Raw genomic sequence first — 22,169 nt, 5'->3', positions numbered from 1 at the left:
TTGCTCGTTCATAAGCGGAACGAAGTGTTCGCGGCGGTGCCGGGCGATCGAACCGGTGCGTTATGCAACCGTTATGCCGCGCTCAAGGGCAGGGACGGGAGGTTTGCGTGCATCTGCCCCGTCGGTTGACAGGCGCCGCCCTGGTGTCGTCTCACCCCGATCGATAGCGTTGCTTCGCTCAAGAGAAGCCTCGCCTCACCGGGAGCCGACCGTGAACCGCCGCCCCACCCTCCTCGCAGCGATCACGCTGACCGCCGCAGCGGCCCTGACGCTGTCCGCGTGCGGGAGCGACGACAGCTCCAAGGACAAGGACAACGACAAGATCGCGGGAGCCGAGACGGGGGGTGAGAAGTCGTCGTCCCCGAGCGAGAGTGCTCCGGCCGTCGCGGACCGCCCGAAGATCGAGCTGCCGTCCGACCTCTCTTACACCTTCGACTGGTCCAAGACGGGTGACCAGGACAAGGACGCGGTCCTTGCCGACAGCGAGCAGTCCATCAAGGCCGTGGACCTTGCGATCGTCAATCAGGACGCGCTCGACAAGGCGTACCTCTACTACTACGAGGGCGAGGCGGCCGCCGCCACCGAGGAGTTCGTCAAGGCGTACGTCAAGGCCAAGGCCCGGGTCACCGGCGCGTACCGCTATTACGACGCCATCGTCAACGTGAGCGGCAAGGACCAGGCTTCGCTCGTGTACTGCGAGGACCAGAGCAAGGCCTACGACATGTATCTGAAGACCGAGAAGGTCAACAAGACGCCGGCCACGAAGAACAGCTACGTGCTCTACACCACCCAGTTGCGCAAGAACGACAAGGGTGTGTGGGTCATCGACAAGATTCAGTCCCAGAGGGGAAGCGACAAGTGCCAGCCCTGAGTGCCACTTCGCGAGCGCTGATCGTGCCCGTTGCGATCGTTTCCGCCCTCCTGAGCGGTACACCTGCGCTCGCTGACAACGCGATCGGCGGCGGTGCTCAGGCGCCCACTCCCGGCACCGGCGCCGACGTCAACGGCGACACCGTCTCCGTCACCGCCGGAGGCGTCGTCTTCGATCACTCCAAGAACGGCAGCGGCAACTCCACCGGCACCCTGACCTCCAGCACCAACTGGAGCCCCCCGCCCTGCTGGTACGCCCCCAAGTACACCCCCGAGCAGCTCCAGAAGTACCTGGAGCCGATCTGGGAGGCGGAGTCGACGGGCTATCAGTGGGACGCGGAGCAGCGCGAGAAGTACAACGCCAAGGACCCGGAGAAGGGCTTCAACAAGGACAAGACCGGCAAGGGCTACTGGTGGGGCTCGTACGTCGACGAGAGCTACCCCCCTGGCTGGGACTCCTGCGAGGCGGACTACTTCTGGGTGGACGCCGGTGACCCCCCGCCCCCCGGCATCGAGAACGCCATAACCCCGGAGATCCTCGCCGAACTCGCCTACGCAGAGATCCGCGTCCCCGGCACCGAGGTCACCCTCGCCCCCGCGAACGCCACCAAGGTCAACCTCCCGACCTGGAGCTGGCTGGACGCCGCCGAGTTCAAGCCGGTCTCGGTCACCGCGTCCGTACCGGTGCTGGAGCTCGAGGCGACCGCGACGGCGGTACCCGTCTCGCTGCAGATCGAGCCCGGTACGGCCGACGCCGTCACCTACCCCGCGTCCGGCGTCTGCGAGATCGACAACGGCCGCATCGGGGAGCCCTACGCCAAGGGCAAAGCCGACCGCACCCCGCCCTGCGGAGTGAAATACCTTCGCTCCTCGGGCGACGGCACGTTCCCCCTCCAGGCCACGATCACTTGGGAGATCGACTGGACCGGCACCGGCGGAGCAGGCGGCGACCTCCCCGACGGCACCTTCGGCGCCACCCAGAACGTCGTCGTACAAGAGATCCAGGCCATCAACCGCTGACCATCCCCAACTCCTGCTCCCTGTCCGGGAAGTGCTCCTCCTGAAGGGGGGAGCACTTCCGCGTACGTCACGAATGTGCGTCCGTGTCGTTCCTCTCTGCGGTGGGTGATCCGCGGACAGAGGGGACAAGGCATGGCTGAGCGGTTGACCGTCGACGGCGACGAGCTCACGCGCTTCATGAACGCGCTGCGGAAGTCGACCACTTCACTCGCCGGAGTTCGCAAGGCCCTGCTCGATTCGACGGTCTCAGGTCTCGGCACCGACGATCTCGACCGCGCCTGTGCGGACTTCCAGGAGGACTGGAAATACGGCGCCGAGGAGATCGGCAAGCAGACGGAGGACCTCGCCGAGATCATCGGCAAGAGCCGGGACAGCTATCTGGAGGTCGACAAGGCCCTTGAGGAGGCCCTGAAGAAGGCCGGGTCGGGCGGGGTCCGCAAGTGACGCTCGCCTTCGGCGCCGAACGCACCGGCGCCGCCCTCGACCCGTCGAATCTTCACGTCCGCTACCCCCACCTGGGCTTCGACCCCGTACCGGGCAGCACCGAGACCGTCCGCGACCTGCACCGCAAACTCGCCGCCTGCGCGACGGTCCTGGAGGACGCACACGGCCTCGTCACCAAACTCCTGGACGGCAGCTACTGGAAGGGCGACGCCGCCGTCGCCTTCCGCGAGCAGCTCGACGGCGGTCCGCTGCCGCGGAATCTGAGGAACGCCGCGCGCTCGCTCCGCAAGGCAGCCGCTCACCTCACGCGCTGGGAGACCGAACTGGACGACTTCCAGCGGCGGGCCAAGCGGCTGGAGGACGACGCGCAGGATGCGCGGGCCGCGGTGAAGCGGGCGGAGGAGGGGGCGGGTGCGGATACCGGCGCTGCCCGGTCCGAGCTCGACAAGGTGCTCGGCCGGGCGCGGCGGCTCGCGGAGGAGCATGAGGCCAGGGCCAAGCACCGGGCGGAGAAGATCCGGGGCGCGACGAAGGAACTGGCGCCCCGTGAGCCGGGCTGGCTCGACGACGCGCTCGACTGGCTGGGCGAGAACCTGCCGGACGTACTGAGCTTTCTGGCGGGCACGATCGCCGTGGCGGTACTCCTCCTCTCCGGGCCGCTGGGGTGGAGCCTCGCGACCGCGGGCCTGCTGATGCTCGGATCCTCAACGATCAGTCTGACGGCGCTGTCCCTTCGCCTTTCGGACGAAGAGACGTGGGCGTCGTTGCAGGACGGCTTCGCCAAGGGTGAGCTCGATGCCGACTTCTGGAGCAATTTGGTGTCGACGGGAGCTGATGCAGCGGGGGCGTTGCCCGGCGTAGGAGCTGTCGGAAAGGGCGCGTCCACGGGCTTCAGGGCGGCCCTCCGCAGCACCGAAGCCGTCAGCTTCCGGGAGAAGGTGGTCCTCTATGGCACCAAGACGATGGATGAGGTGAAGGCCGTGGCCGAGCTGGACAACCCGCTGGTACTCCGTGCGGTGCGCGGTCTCAGTGATCCACAGAGGGCTGCCAAGGTCGTGCAGGGCGCATCAGGTCTGGCCGGCGTGGGGACCGGCGGATTCGGCCTTCACAACAAACTGGTGGACGCCGAGGACGACGGGGTCAAGGACGGTGCCGTTGCCGGGATCGACGGGGCACGCCTGGTGCTTGATTCCGGCGGCATCTACCGCCTTGCTCGCCACGTCTTCTGACAAACCGGAAGGAAAGGGTAATCCCATGAACCCCCCTGATTACCGCACAGCGTGGGATCACCCACCGACTCGCCGGTCCTGGTGGGGACACATGGCTATGAATGTCGTCGCTCTCGTCGGCTGGCCCGTGGCCTGGATCGGCTTGCTTTATGTGCTCGCCGTATTCCTGTCCCCTGGGTTCGCCTTTCTCGTCTCCCTGCCCCTTTGCTACGCGATGTACCGAGCCGTGCTCCAACTCCGCTGCTTCCCCACCGCCCTCCACATCCTCCGAGTCCTCCAGCACTACCCCTGGCAACTCCTCCCCCACACCCCCCGCGGCCTCGACGAGCACCCGGACGCCGAGGACGGTGGGATCTGGATCGAGTTCCCGAACCCCGCTCGCCCGGAGGGCAGGCGCATTCCGCTCACCTTCGTGAAGCATCACCGTGCGTACTGGTGGCTGCGCCACATCGGCGGCCCCCGGACCAAGCCCGCACTCAAGGCGCGGCTGGAGCCGCTGTGGTTCGCCGGGGACCCGCGGTTCCTGGGCGTCGTGGCGGTCAGCGGCCGGCGCGGTGCCGCTCCACGCCGGTTGCACTTCCTGTACCGGCCGTCCGCCTTCGAACAGCGCGCCGCACGCAGGCAGTGGGACGACGCCACCCCGGACGACCTCGAACGCGCACGCCGGGCCGGAGCCCGGTTCCTCGCGTCGGCCCCGGCCACCGCCACCGCCGCCGGGCAGGAGTGATGAGCGCTCCCACGATCGTGGTCGACGATTCCGCCGTAGATCCGCACGCGGAACTGTGGTTCGCCGAGCCGCCCGGATTCATGCCGCTGCCCTTGGACGCCCTGCTTCCCGAGCCCGACTCCCGAGCGGCGCACGCCCTGAGCGCCGCGGCCGCGCCCTTTCTCGACTCGGCCCCGGACGACACGGTCCGGCTCCGGTTCGTCTCGCACGTCGCAGCGGGCCAGCAGCTGCTCGCCGCCCTGCGCGAAGTAGGGACCGTGTACTGCGCGATCGGGCTGCACCGGGACGATGTCGGTGCCGCGGGCGACGGGTTGCTGCTGGTTTCCTGGTTCACCGTGTCCTGGCGTGCCACGGCTGTCGCCTCGCGTGCCGCGACGGCGGCCCGGGCAGTCGCCTCGGGCTTCGACCACGTCGAGTACCGGGAACTGCCCTGTGGTCCCGCGGCGCTCAGCGAAGCGGCCTTCACGCCGCCTGCCGGCACCGCACTGCCGCAGCGGCCGTTGCTGCAGCTCCGGGCCCACCTGCCCCACCCCGACTGCAAGAAGCTGGCCGTGCTCGCGCTCAGCACGACCGCTCTGGCCCGCCGCTCCGAGTACCGGGTGATCCTTCGGCGGATCGTGGAGACGGTCTCTTTCCGTAATCCCCTGGAAGCAGCGCCCCCGGACGGGGTAAGAACACCCCCATGACTCGACTCGGCGCGATCTTCCGCCCCCAGCTGCCCCCCGAGAACCTCCGTTCCATCGCCCGCCTGGCCGACGAAACCGGTCTGGAGGAGCTGTGGCTCTGGGAGGACTGTTTCCGCGAGGGCGGGGTGTCCGCGGTGGCCGCCGCGCTCGCGTGGACCGAGCGGGTGCGGGTGGGGATCGGGCTGCTGCCCGTGCCGTTGCGGAATGTCGCGGTCACCGCGATGGAGGCCGCCACGCTGGAGCGGATGTTCCCGGGGCGCGCCGTGCTGGCCGTGGGGCACGGGGTGCAGGACTGGATGGGGCAGGTGGGGGCCCGGGTCGAGTCCCCGGTCACCCTCCTGCGGGAGCACCTCCTCGCGCTGCGGGCGCTGCTGCGCGGGGAGCGGCTCACCACGGACGGGCGGTACGTCCGTCTCGATGACGTCGCACTCGACTGGCCGCCCGCCCGGCCCGTCCCCGTGCTCGCCGGTGTCACCGGACCCCGCTCCCTCCGCCTCTCCGGTGAGGCCGCCGACGGAACGCTGCTCACCGCGTCCAATCCGCCGGACGGCGTACGCCGGGCCCGGCAACTCGTCGACGAGGGGCGGAAGTCCGCCGGGCGCACCGATCCGCATCCCGTGGTCGTCTACCTCCTGGCCGCCACCGGTGCCGACGCCGCCGACCGGCTGCGCAAGGAGCTCACCGACGAGGGCCTCGCCGATGTCCCCGGCCTCGGTGTCGCCGGAGACGCCGCCGCCGTCGCCGAGGCCGTTCAACGCCTCGCGGAGGCCGGCGCCGACACCGTCGTACTCCAGCCGACGGCCGACGAACCCGACCCCGAGGGCTTCGTACGCTTCGCCGCCGAGCAGGTACGACCGCTGGTTTCCTGAGGCCTCACCCCGTCGGCCGATCCCCCGTCGCCCCGTCGATCAGCTCCCGCACGATGTCCATGTGGCCCGCGTGCCGGGCCGTTTCCTCGATCATGTGGACCAGGACCCACCGCAGGGACACGGCCTCGCCGCGCCAGTCCGGGCGGCCCAGGTCGTCCAGGGTGCGTTCGCGGATCGTGCGGTCGGCCGCGGCGCGGGCGCGGCCGTAGAAGTCGATGATCTGCTGGGTGGTCTCGCCCTGGTCCGCGCGCATGTCCTCGTCGGTGTACGGGTCGAACCACAGCGGCTCGACCTCGCCGCCGAAGGCGGACACGAACCAGCCGTACTCCACGGAGCCGAGATGCTTCACCAGGCCCAGCAGGCTCGTGCCCGACGGGGTCAGCGGGCGGCGGAGGTCCGCGTCGTCCAGCCCCGCCAGTTTCCACAGCACCGCGTCCCGCATCCGGTCGAGGCTCGCGTGGAGCGTTTCCTTGTCGCCGGCGGTGTACGGCGTGCTGGTCGCGTCAGGGGTCGTCATACCGCCGAAAATTAGCAGCGGGCACTGACAACGGGCTGCGATCATCGCGGGCATGGACCAGCAGAGCAGCCGCAACCGCAGCCGCAGCCGTACCTTCGAGGAACTCGTCGCCGAGGGCGCCGCCGTTCCCACCGAGGGCTGGGACTTCTCCTGGTTCGAGGGGCGGGCCACCGAGGCGCGGCCGAGCTGGGGGTACGCCGTCTCCCTCGCCGAGCGGCTGGCCCGCGCCGACGCCGCCCTCGACCTGCAGACCGGGGGAGGGGAAGTGCTCGACTTCGCCCTTGGGCGCGCGCCCAAGGCCCCCGTCCTGACCGTGGCCACCGAGGGCTGGCCCCCGAACGTCGCCAAGGCCACCGCCCTCCTCGCCCCGCGCGGCGTCGCGGTCGTCGCCTCGCCCGAGGCCGACCCGCTCCCGTTCGCCGACGGCGCCTTCGACCTGGTCTCCAGCCGGCACCCCGTGCGGGCCCCCTGGCCGGAGATCGCCCGCGTACTGGCGCCCGGCGGCACCTACTTCGCCCAGCACGTCGGACCGCACAGCGCCTTCGAGCTCGTCGAGTACTTCCTTGGGCCGCAGCCCGACGAGGTCCGAGGCGGCCGGGACCCGCGGAAGGAGCGCGCCGACGCGGAAGCCGCCGGTCTGCAGGTCGTCGATCTGCGGGCCGAGGAACTCCGCATGGAGTTCCACGACATCGCCGCCGTCGTCCACTTCCTGCGCAAGGTGATCTGGATGGTCCCCGGCTTCACCGTCGAGGCGTACGAGACGCACCTGCGGTCCCTGCACCGGCGCATCCAGGACGAGGGACCCTTCGTCGCGCACAGCACCCGCCACCTCTTCGACATCCGCAAGCCCGGCTGACTCAGGCGTGCGGGCCCACCGTGACCTCCCCCAGCACCAACTCGGGTGCCGCCTCCAGTACTTCGCCCACCCGTCCTACCTGCTCGTCCAGCTCCCGCCGCTGCCGTGCCGTCAGGACGCCCAGCGTCTCCACGGTCACCGTCGTACGCCGGCCCTGCCGCCGCTGGTGCCACACCCCGGCCACGACCCCGTCCACCAGCAGCACCGGATGATTCCCCGCCTGCCCACCCGACAGCGCCCTGCGGTACGCCTCCCCGGGGAACAGCGACTCCCGGGGCTGCGCGGCGATGACGTACGCGTCGAAGTACGGCAGCAGCCGCACGCCCCGCCACTCCGGTGACGGGAAGGACGTGTCGCCCGCCGCCACCCACGCCGGTGCTCCCTGGAAAACGACCTCCTCGATCGCCGCGTCCTTCACCAGGTGCTGGAAGAGTCCGCCCGCCCAACCGACCGGCGCGGCGAGCCACTTGGCGAAGTGCGCCGGGGTGGCCGGGCCGTAGGCGCGCAGATAGCGCAGTACGAGGGTGCGCAGCGCGTCCTGCGCGGGCAGGGGGGCGAAGCGGGGTGGGCGGGTGTACGTCACCTTGCGGCCGCGGTTGGGGCCGAAGCAGAGCGCGCCTGCCTGGCCCGCCCGGTGCATGACCTGCCGCCAGCGCGGCCACATGCCCTGGAAGGCGGGCATGACCGGGTCGCCCGCCCAGGGGCCGGTGCGGGCCACGACCTGCTCGCTCAGCTCGTCGATCGTCAGGCACGCCCCGTCCAGCGCGTCCTCGATCGCCGCCAGGATCTGCCGCGTCTGTTCCTCGGTGAGGCGGGCGTCGGCGGCGAACGGGCTCGGCCCGGACGGGATAGCGGTCAGGGCGGCGGTCCACAGGGGGAGCTCGTGTGCGGGGAGCAGATGGACCGTGCCGCGCGGGCCGTGGGTCTTCACGAGGGAGCGGTCGTCCCAGAGCGCGGTGCGTACGTCCGCCCGCGTCAGTCCGGAGGTCCGTACGCCGATCGACAGCTCGGCCGCGGAGAGCACCTGGGCGTGCGCGCCGAGCATCGCGGACACGATGCCGGGGGCCGAAGCGCCCTCCGACGCCGGATTGGCCAGGAACTGTCGTTCGAGCCGTCGCGCGCTCGCCTCTTGCCAGGAGATCGTCACCGTCATGGGACGACGGTAGGGGTGAAGTAGGTCAGGTTCCGTCCTCTTTGGGAGTCGAGTGAGGTGCGAGCAAATCGGGTGAATCGGGCATCCGGTGCAGTTCCACCCTGGATATCCAAGGATTCACACCTTTTCCACATTGTTATCGCTTGCAACTCGCGTCTCATCCGTAACTCGCGTAAATTCGGACCAAGGTAATTCGCGTGAGCAAAGCTGCGCGGCCGGCACCGCGCAGTGGAGGGGGCTGCGCGGTGCCGTGCCCACCTGCGGCGGGCGGAGCGCCGTATGACCGCGGGCCGACGTCAAGCTGACGTTCGCTGCCCGGGTCACCCAGGTGGGGGACAACCCGGAAAACACGCCGCGTGCGGGACAAGGACCGGCACACCCGGGCGCCCCACGCGTATCCCGCCGAACGCCCAGGAAATCCGCTGTGTTCCGGCCATGAGCCACCCCTGAAACCCCCCTCTCACGCCCACCGCCGCGTTGCCGTCCGATTTCGGAGAGTAGTTATGGCACGCCGATGCACGCAGCATCACTTACGAAGGGTTATGGTGGAAACCCCCCCTCGGGCCGGTCCGTCTCCCCCCCACGGACCGGCCCGTTTTTCTTTTGTCGCGGACGCCTTCGCGGACGCCTGGTTCCACCGGCCCCACACGCCCCGACACCCGCCCGCCGGGCCGCCCGCAGGGCGGAGGTAGGCTTCGGCGGCGGGGACCGCCACCGGGCTGGGACCGCCCTCGGGAGCGACCGGGGCCGCGGCCGCCCGATCCGTACGGAGGGGCTATCAATCACGTGAACCTGCGCGACAAGCTGCGTGGCCTGCTGGTCGGGCTGTACGCACGCCGGGTGGAAGGTCACCTGGACCACGCTCAGGTGCCCAAGCACATCGGCGTCATCATGGACGGCAACCGCCGCTGGGCGAAGGCCGCGGGTTCCAGCACCGTGCACGGTCACCGGGCCGGCGCCGAGAAGATCGAGGAGTTCCTCGGCTGGTGCTCCGAGACGGACGTCGAGGTCGTCACCCTCTGGCTGCTGTCGACGGACAACTTCGACCGCCCGAAGGACGAACTGGTCCCGCTGCTCGGGATCATCGAGGACGTCGTACGCACCCTCGCCGCCGACGGCCGCTGGCGCGTCCACCACGTCGGCACCCGTGAGCTGCTGCCGCCGCGGATGCAGAACAGCCTCAAGGACGCCGAGGAGACCACCGCGCACATCGACGGAATACTCGTCAATGTCGCCATCGGCTACGGCGGACGCCAGGAGATCGCCGACGCGGTGCGCTCGATGCTGCTCGACGCGGCGGACCGGGGCACCTCACTGGAGAAGCTCGCCGACTCCGTCGACATCGAGATGATCGGCCGCCACCTCTACACCGGCGACCAGCCCGACCCCGATCTGGTCATCCGCACCAGCGGTGAGCAGCGCTTGTCCGGGTTCATGCTGTGGCAGACGGCCCACTCCGAGTACTACTTCTGTGATGTGTTCTGGCCGGCCTTCCGCAAGGTCGACTTCCTGCGCGCGATGCGTGACTACGCCGCCCGCCACCGCCGTTACGGCGGCTGAGCCACAGGTCACCCGCCACCCCCTTGGGGCGGAGGTAACAAGGAGTTCACCAGCGCGCCGTTCCCCGCCGTGGCATGGCAGCGCTTGTTCGAGGGCATAAGCCAAGCAGGTCGACACCCGAACCACGGGTGTCGGATCTCAGCGGACGGCACGGGGCCGTCCGCCCGGGAGGCCCTTTGCACCAGCCCGATCGTGCGGTCACCGTACGGACGAAGCAGGTAAGGGCCGGTTCTCGGCCCGTGCAGCGGCGCCGTCGACCGGTCCAGCTCCTCTCCGTCGCTCCCCGACCTCTTCCGAGGGGGTACGTCCTTCCGTGGTGACCAGCGCAACGCGCCCCAAGCCAGACCGGCGCACCTACGTAATCGACACCAGCGTCCTGCTGGCCGACCCGCACGCCCTGAACCGCTTCGACGAGCACGAGGTCGTGCTCCCCATCGTCGTGGTCACGGAGCTGGAGGCCAAGCGGCACCATCCCGAGCTCGGCTACTTCGCCCGGCAGGCGCTGCGTCTGCTCGACGAGTTCCGGGTCCGGTTCGGCCGTCTCGACGCCCCGATCCCGATCGGGGAACTGGGCGGGACGGTGCGTGTCGAGCTCAACCACTCGGACCCCAGCGTTCTGCCGACCGGCTACCGCCTGGGGGACAACGACTCCCGCATCCTCGCGGTCGCCCGCAATCTGCAGGCCGAAGGGTTCGACGTCACCGTCGTGTCGAAGGACCTGCCGCTCAGGATCAAGGCCTCGTCCGTCGGGCTCCTCGCCGAGGAGTACCGCGCCGAACTCGCCATCACGGACTCCTCCGGCTGGACCGGAATGTCCGAACTGACGCTCCCCGGCGAGCAGGTGGACGTCCTCTTCGAGGTGGGGCACGCCCATGTGCCCGAGGCGGCGGACCTGCCGGTGCACACCGGGCTCACCATCCAGTCCGAGCGCGGCAAGGCGCTGGGCCGGGTGACGGCCGACGGCAACGTCCGGCTGGTGCGCGGCGACCGGGAGGCGTTCGGTATCAAGGGCCGCAGCGCTGAGCAGCGCATCGCGCTCGACCTGCTGCTCGACCCGGACATCGGGATCGTGTCGATGGGCGGCCGAGCCGGTACCGGCAAGTCGGCGCTGGCGCTGTGCGCGGGCCTGGAGGCCGTGCTGGAGCGCCGTCAGCACCAGAAGGTGATGGTCTTCAGGCCGCTGTACGCCGTGGGCGGGCAGGAGCTCGGCTATCTGCCGGGCAGCGAGGCCGAGAAGATGAGCCCCTGGGCGCAGGCGGTGTTCGACACGCTGTCCGCGGTCACCAGCCGCGAGGTCATCGAGGAGGTCACCTCGCGCGGGATGCTGGAGGTCCTCCCGCTCACCCATATCCGCGGCCGCTCGCTGCACGACGCGTTCGTGATCGTGGACGAGGCGCAGTCGCTGGAGCGGAATGTCCTGCTGACCGTTCTGTCCAGAATCGGCGCCAATTCACGGGTGGTGCTGACCCATGACGTGGCCCAGCGGGACAATCTCCGGGTCGGGCGCTACGACGGAGTCGTCGCCGTCGTGGAGAAACTGAAGGGGCATCCGCTTTTCGCCCATGTCACGCTGAACCGGTCCGAGAGGTCCCAGATCGCCGCCCTTGTGACCGAAATGCTGGAGGATGGGCATATCTGACCCGAGACTGCCCCGAGTGCTTAACTTGAGGTAGCTACTCGCCAGTTGGCGCCGTCCGACAAAGGCCCAGAGCCTAGTCGGGCGGCGCCTTGGCGTGTTGCCGTTTCGTGGAACTGCCGGGACCAAACGGGATGTGAGCTTTCACACGCAACACAGAATTGCCTCACGGCGTCCGGGTACGGCAGAGTCTCCTTCCTGTCAGGCCCCGCATACGGCACATCCGTACCTTCAGAGGTATGGCACCCCGTGAGGAACACCGCCAACTCCATAGCGTCGCCGTATGCCGCCCGCGCACCACGCGGCGCTCCCCGGAGGGGAGTTGCCCACCGGGCCCGTGCCTCCCGTGACCCCGCAGTTGGGAGGCCAGCGCCAGGGGCAAGATTGCGTCCGCCAGGGTCACCGAAGCGGGCGATGCTGGAAGGAAACCGTGTGAGCCGGATCTCGGTCCGGGGATTCGCAGTGGTCTCGGCCACCGCGGTCACCGCCGTCGGAAGCGTTGTCGGCGTTGCCTCGGGCAGCACCGCGCAGAACAACGACGCCGAAGCGACGGCAGCCGACGCCACGCTCCTCGCGGACATACCCACGGGCCAGCAGGCCCAGGTACAGACCGCTTCCCTGACGCAGCAGGCGACCGTCCAGGCGATCGCCGCCGACGCGAGCGCCAAGAAGGACGCGGAGGAAGCGGCCCGCAGGGCCGCCGCCCAGACCGCGATCGAGAAGAAGGAAGCCGCGGAGAAGGCGGCGAAGGCAGCGAAGGCGGCCGAGGAAGCCAAGGAGCGCGAAGAGGCCGAGGCGAAGGCCTCCCGGTCCTCCTCCAGCTTCGCTGTGCAGAGCTCGTACACCATCGCGCAGATCCAGGCGATGGCGCAGTCGATGGTGCCGTCCGGCCAGTGGCAGTGCTTCAGCAACATCGTGGACCACGAGTCCAGCTGGAACTACAAGGCCGTGAACCCCTCCTCCGGCGCCTACGGTCTCTTCCAGGCCCTGCCGGCGGGCAAGTACGCCTCCGCCGGCGCCGACTGGCAGACCAACCCGGCCACCCAGATCAAGTGGGGCCTCAACTACATGAACGAGCGGTACGGCAGCCCGTGCGACGCCTGGTCGTTCTGGCAGGCCAACCACTGGTACTAGGCATTTCCCCGCTCAACCTCGCACAGCCCCTCACCGTCCTACGGTGAGGGGCTGTCGCCATGTACGGTCGGACCGGACGACTCCGGGGGGAGTGGTGGGGAAAGACGGGGGAAGAGGACGGAACATGTCTCGAGTGCCAGGGTGGCTCGGTCGGCTCGGCGCCGGACTGACCCGGATGGGAGACCGGTTGGACGAGCGCCGCGCGGAGGTGCAGCGCGAGAGCGCCGAACCCCCGGCCGCCTCCGCGCCGACGCCTCCCCCCGCCGACAAGGCGCCGCCGTCCGTTCAGCGTGTGTACGTGGCTCCAGCGCGTCCGGATCCCGCGCTGGCCGTGCCGTGGGGTGTGCGGGTCGCCGCCGAGGCCGGCTGGCGGCTGCTGGTGCTGGCCGGCACCGTATGGGTGCTGATGCGGGTCATCAGCGCCGTACAGCTGGTCGTGCTGGCGTTCGTGGCCGCGCTGTTGATGACGGCGCTGCTCCAGCCCACGGTGGCGCGGCTGCGCCGGATCGGTGTCCCGCAGGGCCTCGCGACCGCGCTCACGGCGATCCTGGGCTTCGTGGTGATGGGCCTGATCGGCTGGTTCGTCACCTGGCAGGTCATGGAGAACCTCGACAACCTCTCCGACCAGATCCAGGACGGTATCGACGAGCTGCGCGACTGGCTGCTGAACAGCCCCTTCCACGTCACCGACAAGCAGATCAACGACATCGCCGAGAATCTGCGCGACGCGGTCGGCGCCAACACCGACGAGATCACCTCGGCGGGCCTGGAGGGCGTCACGGTCATCGTCGAGGCGCTGGGCGGCATACTGCTGGCGGCCTTCTCGACGCTGTTCCTGCTCTACGACGGCAAGCGGATCTGGGAGTGGTCGCTGCGGCTGGTGCCCGCGGCGGCCCGGCCGGGGGTGGCGGGCGCGGGCCCGGCCGCGTGGCGGACGCTCACCGCGTATGTGCGCGGGACGCTGATAGTGGCTCTGATCGACGCCGTCTTCATCGGCATCGGGATCTACTTCCTGGATGTGCCGATGGCCGTCCCGCTGGCCGTCTTCATCTTCCTGTTCTCGTTCATCCCGCTCGTCGGCGCGGTGGCCTCCGGCGCGCTGGCGGTCGTGGTGGCGCTGGTGACGCAGGGCGTCTTCACGGCGGTGATGGTGCTGGCGGTCGTGCTCGCGGTGCAGCAGATCGAGGGGCACATCCTGCAGCCGTTCATCCTCGGCCGCGCGGTCCGGGTCCACCCCCTCGCGGTGGTCCTGTCGGTCGCGGCGGGCGGCCTGATCGCGGGCATCGGCGGCGCGGTGGTGGCGGTGCCGCTGGTGGCGGTGACCAACACGGTGGTGGGCTATCTGAAGGCGTACTCGCAGGAGAGCCCGGAGAGCCCGGAGAGCCCGCAGGTGGTCGCGGATGCCGAAGGCCCCGTCCACGACAGTGAACGGGGCCCGGAGTGACCTGGCTTACGCGGAGAGGACCGCTTCGGCGTCGAGGGTGACGGCGACCGCCTGGATCACCGAGGCGATCTTGAACGCCTCCTGGACGACCTCGCGCTCCAGGCCGGCCTTGCGCAGCACCTGCTCGTGCGAGTCGAGGCACATGCCGCAGCCGTTGATGGCGGAGACCGCGAAGGACCACAGCTCGAAGTCGACCTTGTCGACACCGGGGTTGCCGATGACGTTCATCCGCAGGCCCGCGCGCAGGGTGCCGTACTCGTGGTCCGACATCAGGTGGCGGGTGCGGTAGAAGACGTTGTTCATCGCCATGACGGCGGCGGCCGCCTTGGCGGCGGTGTACGCCTCCGGCGTCAGGTTCGCCTTCGCCTCCGGCTCCAGCTCGCGCAGCACGATCGGGGAGCGCGAGGCGATGGCGGTCGCCAGCACGGTGCCCCACAGCTGCTGCGCCGGGAGGTCGGAGTTGCCGATGACGGAACCCAGGTTGAGCTTCAGGTCCTTGGCGTAGTCCGGGACGGCGGACTTGAGGGAGTCGAGGGACATCTCAGGTCACTCCCCGGCCAGCAGCTTGACCGCGTCCAGCGTCTCGTCGCCCTTGGTCCAGTTGCACGGGCACAGCTCGTCGGTCTGCAGCGCGTCGAGGACCCGCAGGACCTCCTTGGGGTTACGGCCGACGGAGCCGGCGGTGACCATCGTGAACTGGATCTCGCGGTTCGGGTCCACGACGAAGACCGCGCGCTGGGCGAAGCCGTCCTCGCCCTCGATGCCGAGGTCGCGCATCAGCTCGTGCTTGGAGTCGGCCAGCATCGGGAAGGGCAGGTCGGTCAGGTCCGGGTGGTCCTTGCGCCAGGCGTGGTGGACGAACTCGGAGTCACCGGAGAAGCCGAGGATCTGGGCGTCGCGGTCGGCGAACTCGTCGTTCAGCTTGCCGAACGCGGCGATCTCGGTCGGGCACACGAAGGTGAAGTCCTTCGGCCACGCGAAGACCACGAGCCACTTGCCCTCGTAGGACTTGTGGTGGATCTGCTCGAACTCCTTGCCCTTCTCCAGGGAGACACAGGCGGTCAGTTCGAACTCGGGGAACTTGTCACCAACAGTGAGCACAGGCTCTCCTTGCAGCGAAGAAGCGTCCGGATCGCGGACGCTTCTCATGGGTTGGACGAGGTCGATGCTGGCACACGGTGCATTGATTAGAGAAATTGCTACACTCGGTCATGGTGATCGGAGGCGGTTATCAGTGACCGTGAGTAATGGTGGAGCCAAGAGGCGACTGCCGAGTCTCGCCCAGCTGCGGGCGTTCGCGGCCGTGGCGGAGCATCTGCACTTCCGGGACGCGGCCGCCGCCATCGGCATGAGCCAGCCCGCCCTGTCCGGTGCCGTGGCCGCGCTGGAGGAGACGCTCGGCGTCACGCTGCTGGAGCGGACCACCCGCAAGGTGCTGCTCTCGCCGGCCGGTGAGCGGCTCGCGGTGCGCGCGAGGGCCGTACTGGACGAGGTGGGTGCGCTGTTGGCGGAGGCGGAGGCAGTACGGGCCCCGTTCACCGGGGTGTTGCGGCTCGGGGTCATCCCGACCGTGGCGCCGTACCTGCTGCCGACGGTTCTGCGGCTCGTCCATGACCGCTACCCGGACCTCGACCTCCAGGTCCACGAGGAGCAGACCGCCAGCCTCGTCGACGGCCTGAACACCGGCCGCCTGGACCTGCTGCTGCTCGCCGTCCCGCTCGGGGTGCCGGGTGTGGTCGAACTCCCCCTCTTCGACGAGGACTTCGTGCTGGTCACGCCGTTGGACCACCGGCTGGGCGGCCGTACGGGCATCGGGCGCGAGGCGCTCAAGGAGTTCAACCTGCTCCTCCTGGACGAGGGGCACTGTCTGCGCGACCAGGCACTGGACATCTGCCGGGAGGCGGGCCGGGAGGACGCGCCGGTCACCACCACGGCCGCCGGTCTGTCCACCCTGGTCCAGCTCGTCGCGGGCGGTCTCGGTGTCACGCTGCTCCCGCGCACGGCCGTCAAGGTCGAGACGACCCGCAGCAACCAGCTGCTGACCGGCTACTTCTCCGACCCGGCCCCGACCCGCCGCATCGCCCTCGCCATGCGCACGAACGCGGCCCGCAGCGCGGAGTACCAGGAACTGGCCACATCCCTGCGCGACGCCCTGCGCCCGCTCCCAGTACGGGTCCTGGAGGGCGACACGGGCTGAGGGGGCGGCGAGACCGGCCCCGGCCCACCTCCGCGGCACGGGTCACCCCCATCGACTCGCTGCCCGGTGGGACGGGTCAGGGCCCATCGGGGTCGCGGTCGGCGGGCGGGTTGTTCTGCCTTTCCGGCGGATGGCCCCCGCCTGGCGTTGGGCGCGGCCCGCCGGGCGGGGGGCCGCTATGGCGTGGGCGCGGAGGGCGCGAGTCAGGCCGCCGGTCGCCTCGGCGCGGGGCGTACGTCGTCGGTCGCGGCTGACAGCGCCCCGCGGGGGCACAGTCGGGGGCGGTCGCCGGATGGCCCCGCCTGGCGTGGGCGCGGGCCGCATGGGTGGGTGCCGCCATGGGGTCCGCTGTCGGTCGCGGCTGGCAGTGCCGCGCGGGGCCGTCCGGCGGATGGCCCCGGCCTGGGGCGTGGGGGCTGGGCCCGCAGGGTGGGGTGCCGCTATGGAGTCCGGTAGCGGGGGGAGTTGGTAAACCCTGCGGGCCGCTGTCGGAGGGCGGTCGCTTCGGCCTTCTGGCGGGTGGTCGCCGCCTGCGCGGAGGCGTGGCTGGCCGGTAGCGGGGGGTTGTCCTGACGGGATCCGCTGGCGGGTGGGGGCGGTTGGGGTCCGGAGCACTCTGCGGGGTCGTAGCGCACGGGCTGGTCGGCTTGCAGATCGGGTGGATGGTTCCCGACTGTGCAGCGGCGCCGGGGTGGTGTCTGCGCGGCCCGGTGCCGGTGGAGTCGGCAGCGACTTCGACGGCCCGCAGGGCCGGGGGGCGCTGCGGGCCGTTTGGGTGGGGGAGTTCGGCCGGTTCCGGTTCGTTCTACTCGGTGCGCAGGCCGTCCGGGCGCATCAGTCTCAGGAGGGGAGGCAGGCTGAGCAGGGTCACCGCGAGGACCACGCCCGCCGCGGCGCCGGTCATGGACAGCAGGCTCCCCCAGTCCACCCGTACCGCCGTGTCCGTCATCCGCAGCAGGACCGCGCCGAGGGTCAGGCCCACCGCCGAGGCCAGCAGCAGACCCAGCGTGATCGGGATCGCCGTCTGCCACAGCACCGACAGGCTCAGCGTGCGCCGCCGGGTGCCGAAGGCGACCAGCGCCGACAGCAGCTTCTTGCGTTCGCGCAACTGCTCCAGCTGCGACACCAGCAGACTCGCGCCGATCAGCATCAGCACGCACACGGCACCGACGAACAGACCCGTGCGGATGGAGGCGAACCGGTTGGACTCCTCCGTCGCCGACCAGTCCTCGGCGCGTACCAGCGGACCCAGCGCCGCCACGGTGTTGCGCACCCGCTCGCGCGCGTCGGAGACGGACGGGTCGAGCGCGATGTACGCCCGCCCGGTCATGGCCTGCGCGGCACCCTCCGGCAGCGCCTTCGGAGTGATCAGGAAGCCGCCCCGCTCCATACCGCTCAGATCCCGGCGCGCCTCCACCTTCCGCAGATCCGCCGGCACCTGCCAGGCGACCTCCCGGCCCGGGGTGGAGTCCGCGTAGCTCGGATCCAGGTACAACGTCCGCCCCGGCACGGCCAGTCGCGCGGTGTCCGTGTCGTACTCCACACCGGGGACGGCGAAGACGTCACCGTCCCGGCACGAGGTCAGCCTGGCCTGCTCCCGCAGGGCCGCGCAGTCCCCGACGGTCACCGAGGCGCCCTTCTCGGGGTCCAGGCGCCTGTCCCCGAGCCAGCCCTCGGAGTGGGCGACGATCCGCCGCACGCCCTCGGTCCCGCGCAACCGCTCCGCGGCATCCTCGATACCGACGCCGCCGCCCGTCGTCACCTGCATCTGCGCCTGGGAGACGTCGTAGCCGGTGCTCTTGGTGTAGTCGCTGTCCACCCCGGCGAACAGCATCTGCAGCGCGATGGCCCCGGCCACCGCCACCGCGACGCCGTTGACCAGCCGGGCGGCCGTACCGCTGCTCAACTGAAGCCGCCGTACCGCCAGTTGCCAGGCGATCCCGCCGCCGCCGAGCCGGCCGACGACCGTCTCCACGATCCACGGCAGCAGCGCGGTCACGCCGATCAGCAGCAGCATCACACCGCCGACGACGAGGTACTGGTTGAAGTCGCCGTCCTCGTTGCCCTGCCCGACCATCGGGTAGAGCAGCGCGAGTCCGCCGAGCGGCAGCAGCAGCCGCCACCACAGCCTGCGCCGCGCCGGCTTGGCCGTACGCACCACACCGAGCGGCTCGATGACCACCCCGCGCAGCGCCAGCAGCGTCACCAGCACCGCGGCCGCCGGCACCGCCACGGCCACCAGCAGGGCCAGCGCGGGGGAGGGGTTCAGATCGTCCGGGAAGACGCTGAACCGGAACACCTCGACCGATCCCGCGATCTGACGACCGATCAGGAAGAAGACAGCGCCGAGGACCAGTCCGAGCAGCGCGCCCGCCAGTGCCTCACCGGCCGCGATACGGCGGGTCATCCGGCCGTCGGAGCCCACCAGGCGCAGCGCCGCTAGCCGCCGGTCGCGGCGCTCGCCGCCGAACCGCACGGCCGCCGCGATGAACACCGCGACCGGCATCAGCAGCGCGACGAGGACGACCAGGATCAGCAGGATCAGCACCGGGTCGGACTTCTCCCGGGACGGGTTGGGGTCGCCGTAGCGGTCGATGCGGACCACCTGGCCCCCGTCGACGTACGGTGCGAGCCCTTCGCCGCCCCGGTAGAAGGTCAGATCCGCCGAGCCGACCAGGCCGCTCTGCCCGACGGTCCCGACGATCCGCTCCGGCAGCCGCTCCCGCAGCAGCGCGCCGTCACCGGACTCCAGCACCCGCTTCAGCGCGGGTGAGACCACCATCTCGCCCGCCGCCGGGAACCTGTCCACCCCGGGCGGCAGCGGCGCGCGCGGCCCCTCGGGCTCCAGGATCCGCCCCCGTACGTCCGTGCCGCGGAACACCGTGCTCGCCTCCACGACCAGCAGGGTGTCGTCGGCCTTGGCCGGCATCTCGGCACTGAAGGTGATGTCGGTGCGCGCGGCGCCGCGGTCGTCCCGGGCGGCCAGCGCGTTCGGGATCGCCGTGGTCAGCAGCAGCAGCGCCACGCCCAGTCCGACCCCGACGGCCGTCAGCACGGCCCGGGTCCAGCCCTCGCGCCCGCCCGCGAAGGCGAACCGGAACCCCAGGGCGAGGTCCCTCCCCCACTGGTTCATACGATCCGCTCCATGTCCCGGGACCGGCCGTCCCGTACGACGATCTCGCGGTCGGAGTAGGCGGCCACCCGTGCCTCGTGCGTGACCAGCACGACGGCGGCGTTGGTGGACCGCGCGGCCTCCGTGAGCAGTTCCATCACGCGCTCGCCGTTGAGGGAGTCCAGCGCGCCGGTCGGCTCGTCGGCGAACAGCACCCGGGGGCCGGTGACCAGCGCGCGGGCCACGGCGACCCGCTGCCCCTGGCCGCCGGAGACCTCACCGGGCCGCTTCTTGCGCAGGTCGTCGACCTCCAGCCGTTCCATCCAGGACAGCGCGGTGCGCTCGGCCTCCTTGCGGGCGGTGCCGTTCAGCCGGAGCGGCAGGGCGACGTTCTCGACGCAGGTCAGCTCGGGCACCAACTGCCCGAACTGGAAGACGAAGCCGAACTCCGAGCGCCTGAGCCGGCTGCGCTCGCCGTCGCCCATGGTGGCGAGCTCGCGTCCGGCGTAGGTGATCGACCCGGAGTCGGGCGGCACGATCCCGGCGAGACAGTGCAGCAGCGTCGACTTCCCGGAGCCGGACGGGCCCATCACGGCGACGACCTCTCCGGGATGCACGGAGAACTCGGCGCCGTCGAGGGCGACGGTCGGACCGTAGGCCTTGCGCAGCTCCTGGGCCGCGAGCAGGGCACCGGCGGGCGGCGTCACTTGACCACCACCTCGGCCAGCTTGTCGAGCCGCGCGGCGGTCAGTTCCAGCCAGCGCAGATCGGCCTCCAGATGGAACAGGGCGTGGTCGCAGATCAGCTGGTCCGCGAGATCGCCCTTGCGCTTGCGGTCGGTGAGGATCCGCATCATCCGCAGATGCTCGGCGCGCTGGGTGTCGAGGATGTCGGCGGCGTCGCGCCGGGTGAGCAGCGCGAGGACGACCTTGGTGTAGAGCGTGGACTGCAGGTACGGCTCGGGCTTCTCGGGCGTCGCCAGCCACCGCTGTACGTCGGTGACCCCGGCGTCGGTGATGGCGTACCGCTTGCGCTCGGGGCCGCCGCCGGGTTCGATGCCGTCGACCTCGACGAGACCGTGCTTCAGCAGCCGGGACATCGTCGAGTAGACCTGGCCGTAGTGCAGCGGCCGGTCGTGACCGAACTTCTCGTCGAAGGCCCGCTTCAGGTCGTAGCCATGACGCGGGCCTGATTCCAGGAGCCCCAGGAGGGTGTGACCGATGGACATGAGCGCGACTCTACACGCGGTGTATACGCCGTATGTATACGCGCGGTGTGCAGTCGCTGGCGGGGCGTACGGCCGCCCAGGTGGGGGCCTGTTGTCACGGTTCTGTCACTGAGGTTCGGGCGGGCCCGCGGGCGGGCGTCCGCGGCGCGGGATCGGCCCCGTCTCCCTCGGCAGGCGCCCCGCCTCGGCGAGCGCCTTGCGCAGCAGGAACTCGATCTGCGCGTTGGCCGAGCGCAGGTCGTCCCCGGCCCAGCGGGCCAGTGCCTCGTAGACGGCCGGGTCCAACCGCAGCAGCACCTGCTTGCGCTGCGGCCGGCCCTGGGAGGCGGTCACTGGTAGAGCGTCCCCGTGTTGAGCACCGGCTGCGGCGCCCGGTCACCGCACAGCACCACCATCAGGTTCGACACCATCGCCGCCTTGCGCTCCTCGTCCAGCTCCACGATGTCCCGCTCGCCGATCCGCGCGAGCGCCGCCTCGACCATGCCGACGGCTCCGTCCACGATCTGCCGCCGGGCCGCGACGACCGCCCCGGCCTGCTGCCGCTGGAGCATCGCCGAGGCGATCTCGGGGGCGTACGCGAGATGCGTGAAGCGCGACTCGATGATCTGCACTCCGGCCGCCTCCACGCGCGCGTGCAGTTCGGCGGCGAGCTTCTCGGTGATCTCCTCGGCGTTGCCGCGCAGCGAGAGGCCGTCCTCGTCATGGGCGTCGTAGGGGTACTCGATGGCGATGTGCCGGACGGCCGCCTCGGTCTGGGTGGAGACGAATTCCAGGAAGTCGTCCACCTCGAAGCTGGCCTGCGCGGTGTCCTCGACCCTCCAGACGACGACCGCGGCGAGCTCGATCGGGTTGCCGTAGGCGTCGTTGACCTTGAGGACCGCCGTCTCGTGATTGCGGACCCGGGTCGAGATCCTGACCCGGGAGGTGAGCGGGTTCACCCAGCGCAGCCCGTCCTGCCGGATCGTCCCGCGGTACCGCCCGAAGAGCTGGACCACCCGGGCCTCGCCCGGCGCGACCATGTTCAGCCCGCACATCGCGAGGAACGCGGCGAGGGCGATCAGGATGCCCCCGGCGATCAGCGCGGCCTTGGCGCCGGTCCCGTCCACCGTGGTGGCGCCGGCGACGCAGCCCGCGCCGAGGGCGAGCCCGAGCAGGCCGAGCAGCAGCGCGAGTCCGCCGCCGATGCTGTGCGCGGCGAACTCGCGCACCCGCGGCGCGGGCATGTCGGGTACGTCGGGTGTGGTGGTGGTGTGGCTGTTGGACATGGGTCCCCCGGATCTTCCTTCTGGTCTTCCTGCTGGCATAGCTTCCATCTAGCTAAGTGATATCACATTAGCGCAGTCAGGCAACCTTGCGCACCTGTCAGCCGTCGGTTCCAGAGGGACGGGTGCTGATTCTCACGTCCGTAAAAGACCGGATCGGCGGCCCTTTGTCACATCTGACGGTGTTAGCTTTCTGAGCTGACCTGAGCGGCGAACCTGTGTGGC

The 22,169-nt window shown here is 70.4% G+C and carries 22 protein-coding genes; 13 read left to right on the top strand and 9 right to left on the bottom strand.

All coding sequences use genetic code 11. From position 1 onward, the window contains the following. Nucleotides 1–211 precede the first annotated feature (211 nt). The 7 genes from ACWD11_RS01310 to ACWD11_RS01280 all read left to right on the top strand — a co-directional run bounded on the left by ACWD11_RS01310 (nt 212) and on the right by ACWD11_RS01280 (nt 5,845). Nucleotides 212–871 carry a hypothetical protein gene (locus ACWD11_RS01310; protein ID WP_451280576.1) on the top strand — a complete coding sequence of 220 codons (660 nt, stop codon included), beginning with the start codon at nt 212–214 and terminating at the stop codon, nt 869–871. 83 nt (nt 872–954) lie between these two features. Beyond that, the gene (locus tag ACWD11_RS01305) at nt 955–1,890 is read left to right on the top strand and encodes a hypothetical protein (protein WP_451281113.1); all 936 of its coding nucleotides are present in this window, start codon (nt 955–957) and stop codon (nt 1,888–1,890) included. A gap of 132 nt (nt 1,891–2,022) precedes the next feature. Continuing rightward, a complete protein-coding gene (locus ACWD11_RS01300; RefSeq protein ID WP_389415165.1) occupies nt 2,023–2,334 on the top strand; it encodes a hypothetical protein in 312 nt (103 codons plus the stop codon). Then, a complete protein-coding gene (locus ACWD11_RS01295; protein ID WP_451280574.1) occupies nt 2,331–3,563 on the top strand; it encodes a hypothetical protein in 1,233 nt (410 codons plus the stop codon). The genes ACWD11_RS01300 and ACWD11_RS01295 overlap by 4 nt, the downstream gene beginning before the upstream one ends. A gap of 91 nt (nt 3,564–3,654) precedes the next feature. Continuing rightward, nucleotides 3,655–4,290, top strand: a complete 636-nt coding sequence (locus tag ACWD11_RS01290; protein ID WP_451280572.1) for a hypothetical protein — start codon at nt 3,655–3,657, stop codon at nt 4,288–4,290. Beyond that, nucleotides 4,290–4,976 carry a hypothetical protein gene (locus ACWD11_RS01285; protein WP_451280570.1) on the top strand — a complete coding sequence of 229 codons (687 nt, stop codon included), beginning with the start codon at nt 4,290–4,292 and terminating at the stop codon, nt 4,974–4,976. Before ACWD11_RS01290 ends, ACWD11_RS01285 begins: the two co-directional genes overlap by 1 nt. Then, nucleotides 4,973–5,845, top strand: coding sequence for an LLM class flavin-dependent oxidoreductase (locus ACWD11_RS01280; protein ID WP_451280568.1), 873 nt, complete (start codon nt 4,973–4,975; stop codon nt 5,843–5,845). Before ACWD11_RS01285 ends, ACWD11_RS01280 begins: the two co-directional genes overlap by 4 nt. Before the next feature lie 4 nt (nt 5,846–5,849). Here ACWD11_RS01280 and ACWD11_RS01275 read toward each other — a convergent pair whose 3' ends face one another. Then, complete coding sequence (locus tag ACWD11_RS01275) at nt 5,850–6,362, bottom strand: DinB family protein (protein ID WP_451280566.1); 513 nt, start codon at nt 6,360–6,362, stop codon at nt 5,850–5,852. Nucleotides 6,363–6,414: 52 nt separating this feature from the next. Between ACWD11_RS01275 and ACWD11_RS01270 the strand changes: the two genes are divergently transcribed. Next, nucleotides 6,415–7,218, top strand: a complete 804-nt coding sequence (locus ACWD11_RS01270; protein ID WP_389415159.1) for a methyltransferase domain-containing protein — start codon at nt 6,415–6,417, stop codon at nt 7,216–7,218. Nucleotide 7,219: 1 nt separating this feature from the next. Here ACWD11_RS01270 and ACWD11_RS01265 read toward each other — a convergent pair whose 3' ends face one another. Further along, the gene (locus ACWD11_RS01265) at nt 7,220–8,371 is read right to left on the bottom strand and encodes a winged helix DNA-binding domain-containing protein (RefSeq protein ID WP_389415158.1); all 1,152 of its coding nucleotides are present in this window, start codon (nt 8,369–8,371) and stop codon (nt 7,220–7,222) included. A gap of 786 nt (nt 8,372–9,157) precedes the next feature. On the opposite strand from ACWD11_RS01265, the gene ACWD11_RS01260 reads away from it, so the two are divergent. From ACWD11_RS01260 to ACWD11_RS01245, 4 genes are all read left to right on the top strand, one after another. Further along, nucleotides 9,158–9,931, top strand: a complete 774-nt coding sequence (locus ACWD11_RS01260; protein ID WP_389415157.1) for an isoprenyl transferase — start codon at nt 9,158–9,160, stop codon at nt 9,929–9,931. Nucleotides 9,932–10,244: 313 nt separating this feature from the next. Then, a complete protein-coding gene (locus tag ACWD11_RS01255) occupies nt 10,245–11,570 on the top strand; it encodes a PhoH family protein (protein WP_389415156.1) in 1,326 nt (441 codons plus the stop codon). A gap of 429 nt (nt 11,571–11,999) precedes the next feature. After that, a complete protein-coding gene (locus ACWD11_RS01250) occupies nt 12,000–12,701 on the top strand; it encodes an aggregation-promoting factor C-terminal-like domain-containing protein (RefSeq protein WP_389415155.1) in 702 nt (233 codons plus the stop codon). Between the two features lie 124 nt (nt 12,702–12,825). Next, nucleotides 12,826–14,145: an AI-2E family transporter gene (locus ACWD11_RS01245; protein ID WP_451280563.1), complete on the top strand. Its 1,320-nt coding sequence runs from the start codon at nt 12,826–12,828 to the stop codon at nt 14,143–14,145. 6 nt (nt 14,146–14,151) lie between these two features. Here the strand turns inward: ACWD11_RS01245 and ACWD11_RS01240 are convergent, their stop codons facing one another. Both ACWD11_RS01240 and ACWD11_RS01235 read right to left on the bottom strand, forming a co-directional pair. Further along, nucleotides 14,152–14,685, bottom strand: coding sequence for an alkyl hydroperoxide reductase (locus tag ACWD11_RS01240; protein WP_389415153.1), 534 nt, complete (start codon nt 14,683–14,685; stop codon nt 14,152–14,154). 6 nt (nt 14,686–14,691) lie between these two features. Continuing rightward, entirely contained in the window at nt 14,692–15,246 is a 555-nt protein-coding gene (locus ACWD11_RS01235; protein WP_389415152.1) for a peroxiredoxin, read from the bottom strand. A gap of 133 nt (nt 15,247–15,379) precedes the next feature. On the opposite strand from ACWD11_RS01235, the gene ACWD11_RS01230 reads away from it, so the two are divergent. Further along, a complete protein-coding gene (locus ACWD11_RS01230; RefSeq protein WP_451280561.1) occupies nt 15,380–16,342 on the top strand; it encodes a hydrogen peroxide-inducible genes activator in 963 nt (320 codons plus the stop codon). 805 nt (nt 16,343–17,147) lie between these two features. Here the strand turns inward: ACWD11_RS01230 and ACWD11_RS01225 are convergent. From ACWD11_RS01225 to ACWD11_RS01205, 5 genes are all read right to left on the bottom strand, one after another. After that, on the bottom strand, nt 17,148–19,475 hold the full coding sequence (locus ACWD11_RS01225; protein ID WP_451280559.1) for an ABC transporter permease: 2,328 nt from the start codon (nt 19,473–19,475) through the stop codon (nt 17,148–17,150). Continuing rightward, nucleotides 19,472–20,161, bottom strand: a complete 690-nt coding sequence (locus tag ACWD11_RS01220) for an ABC transporter ATP-binding protein (RefSeq protein WP_389415149.1) — start codon at nt 20,159–20,161, stop codon at nt 19,472–19,474. Before ACWD11_RS01220 ends, ACWD11_RS01225 begins: the two co-directional genes overlap by 4 nt. Continuing rightward, nucleotides 20,158–20,682, bottom strand: a complete 525-nt coding sequence (locus ACWD11_RS01215; protein WP_250077429.1) for a PadR family transcriptional regulator — start codon at nt 20,680–20,682, stop codon at nt 20,158–20,160. Before ACWD11_RS01215 ends, ACWD11_RS01220 begins: the two co-directional genes overlap by 4 nt. Nucleotides 20,683–20,787: 105 nt before the next feature. Beyond that, a complete protein-coding gene (locus tag ACWD11_RS01210) occupies nt 20,788–21,015 on the bottom strand; it encodes a hypothetical protein (RefSeq protein WP_389415148.1) in 228 nt (75 codons plus the stop codon). Beyond that, nucleotides 21,012–21,947, bottom strand: coding sequence for an SPFH domain-containing protein (locus ACWD11_RS01205; protein WP_451280556.1), 936 nt, complete (start codon nt 21,945–21,947; stop codon nt 21,012–21,014). Before ACWD11_RS01205 ends, ACWD11_RS01210 begins: the two co-directional genes overlap by 4 nt. Nucleotides 21,948–22,169 lie beyond the last annotated feature (222 nt).

It is taken from the genome of Streptomyces sp. NPDC002776 (genome assembly GCF_053592195.1).
Note: the sequence above shows the minus strand (reverse complement) of the source record. Positions and strands in the feature narration are given on the sequence as shown.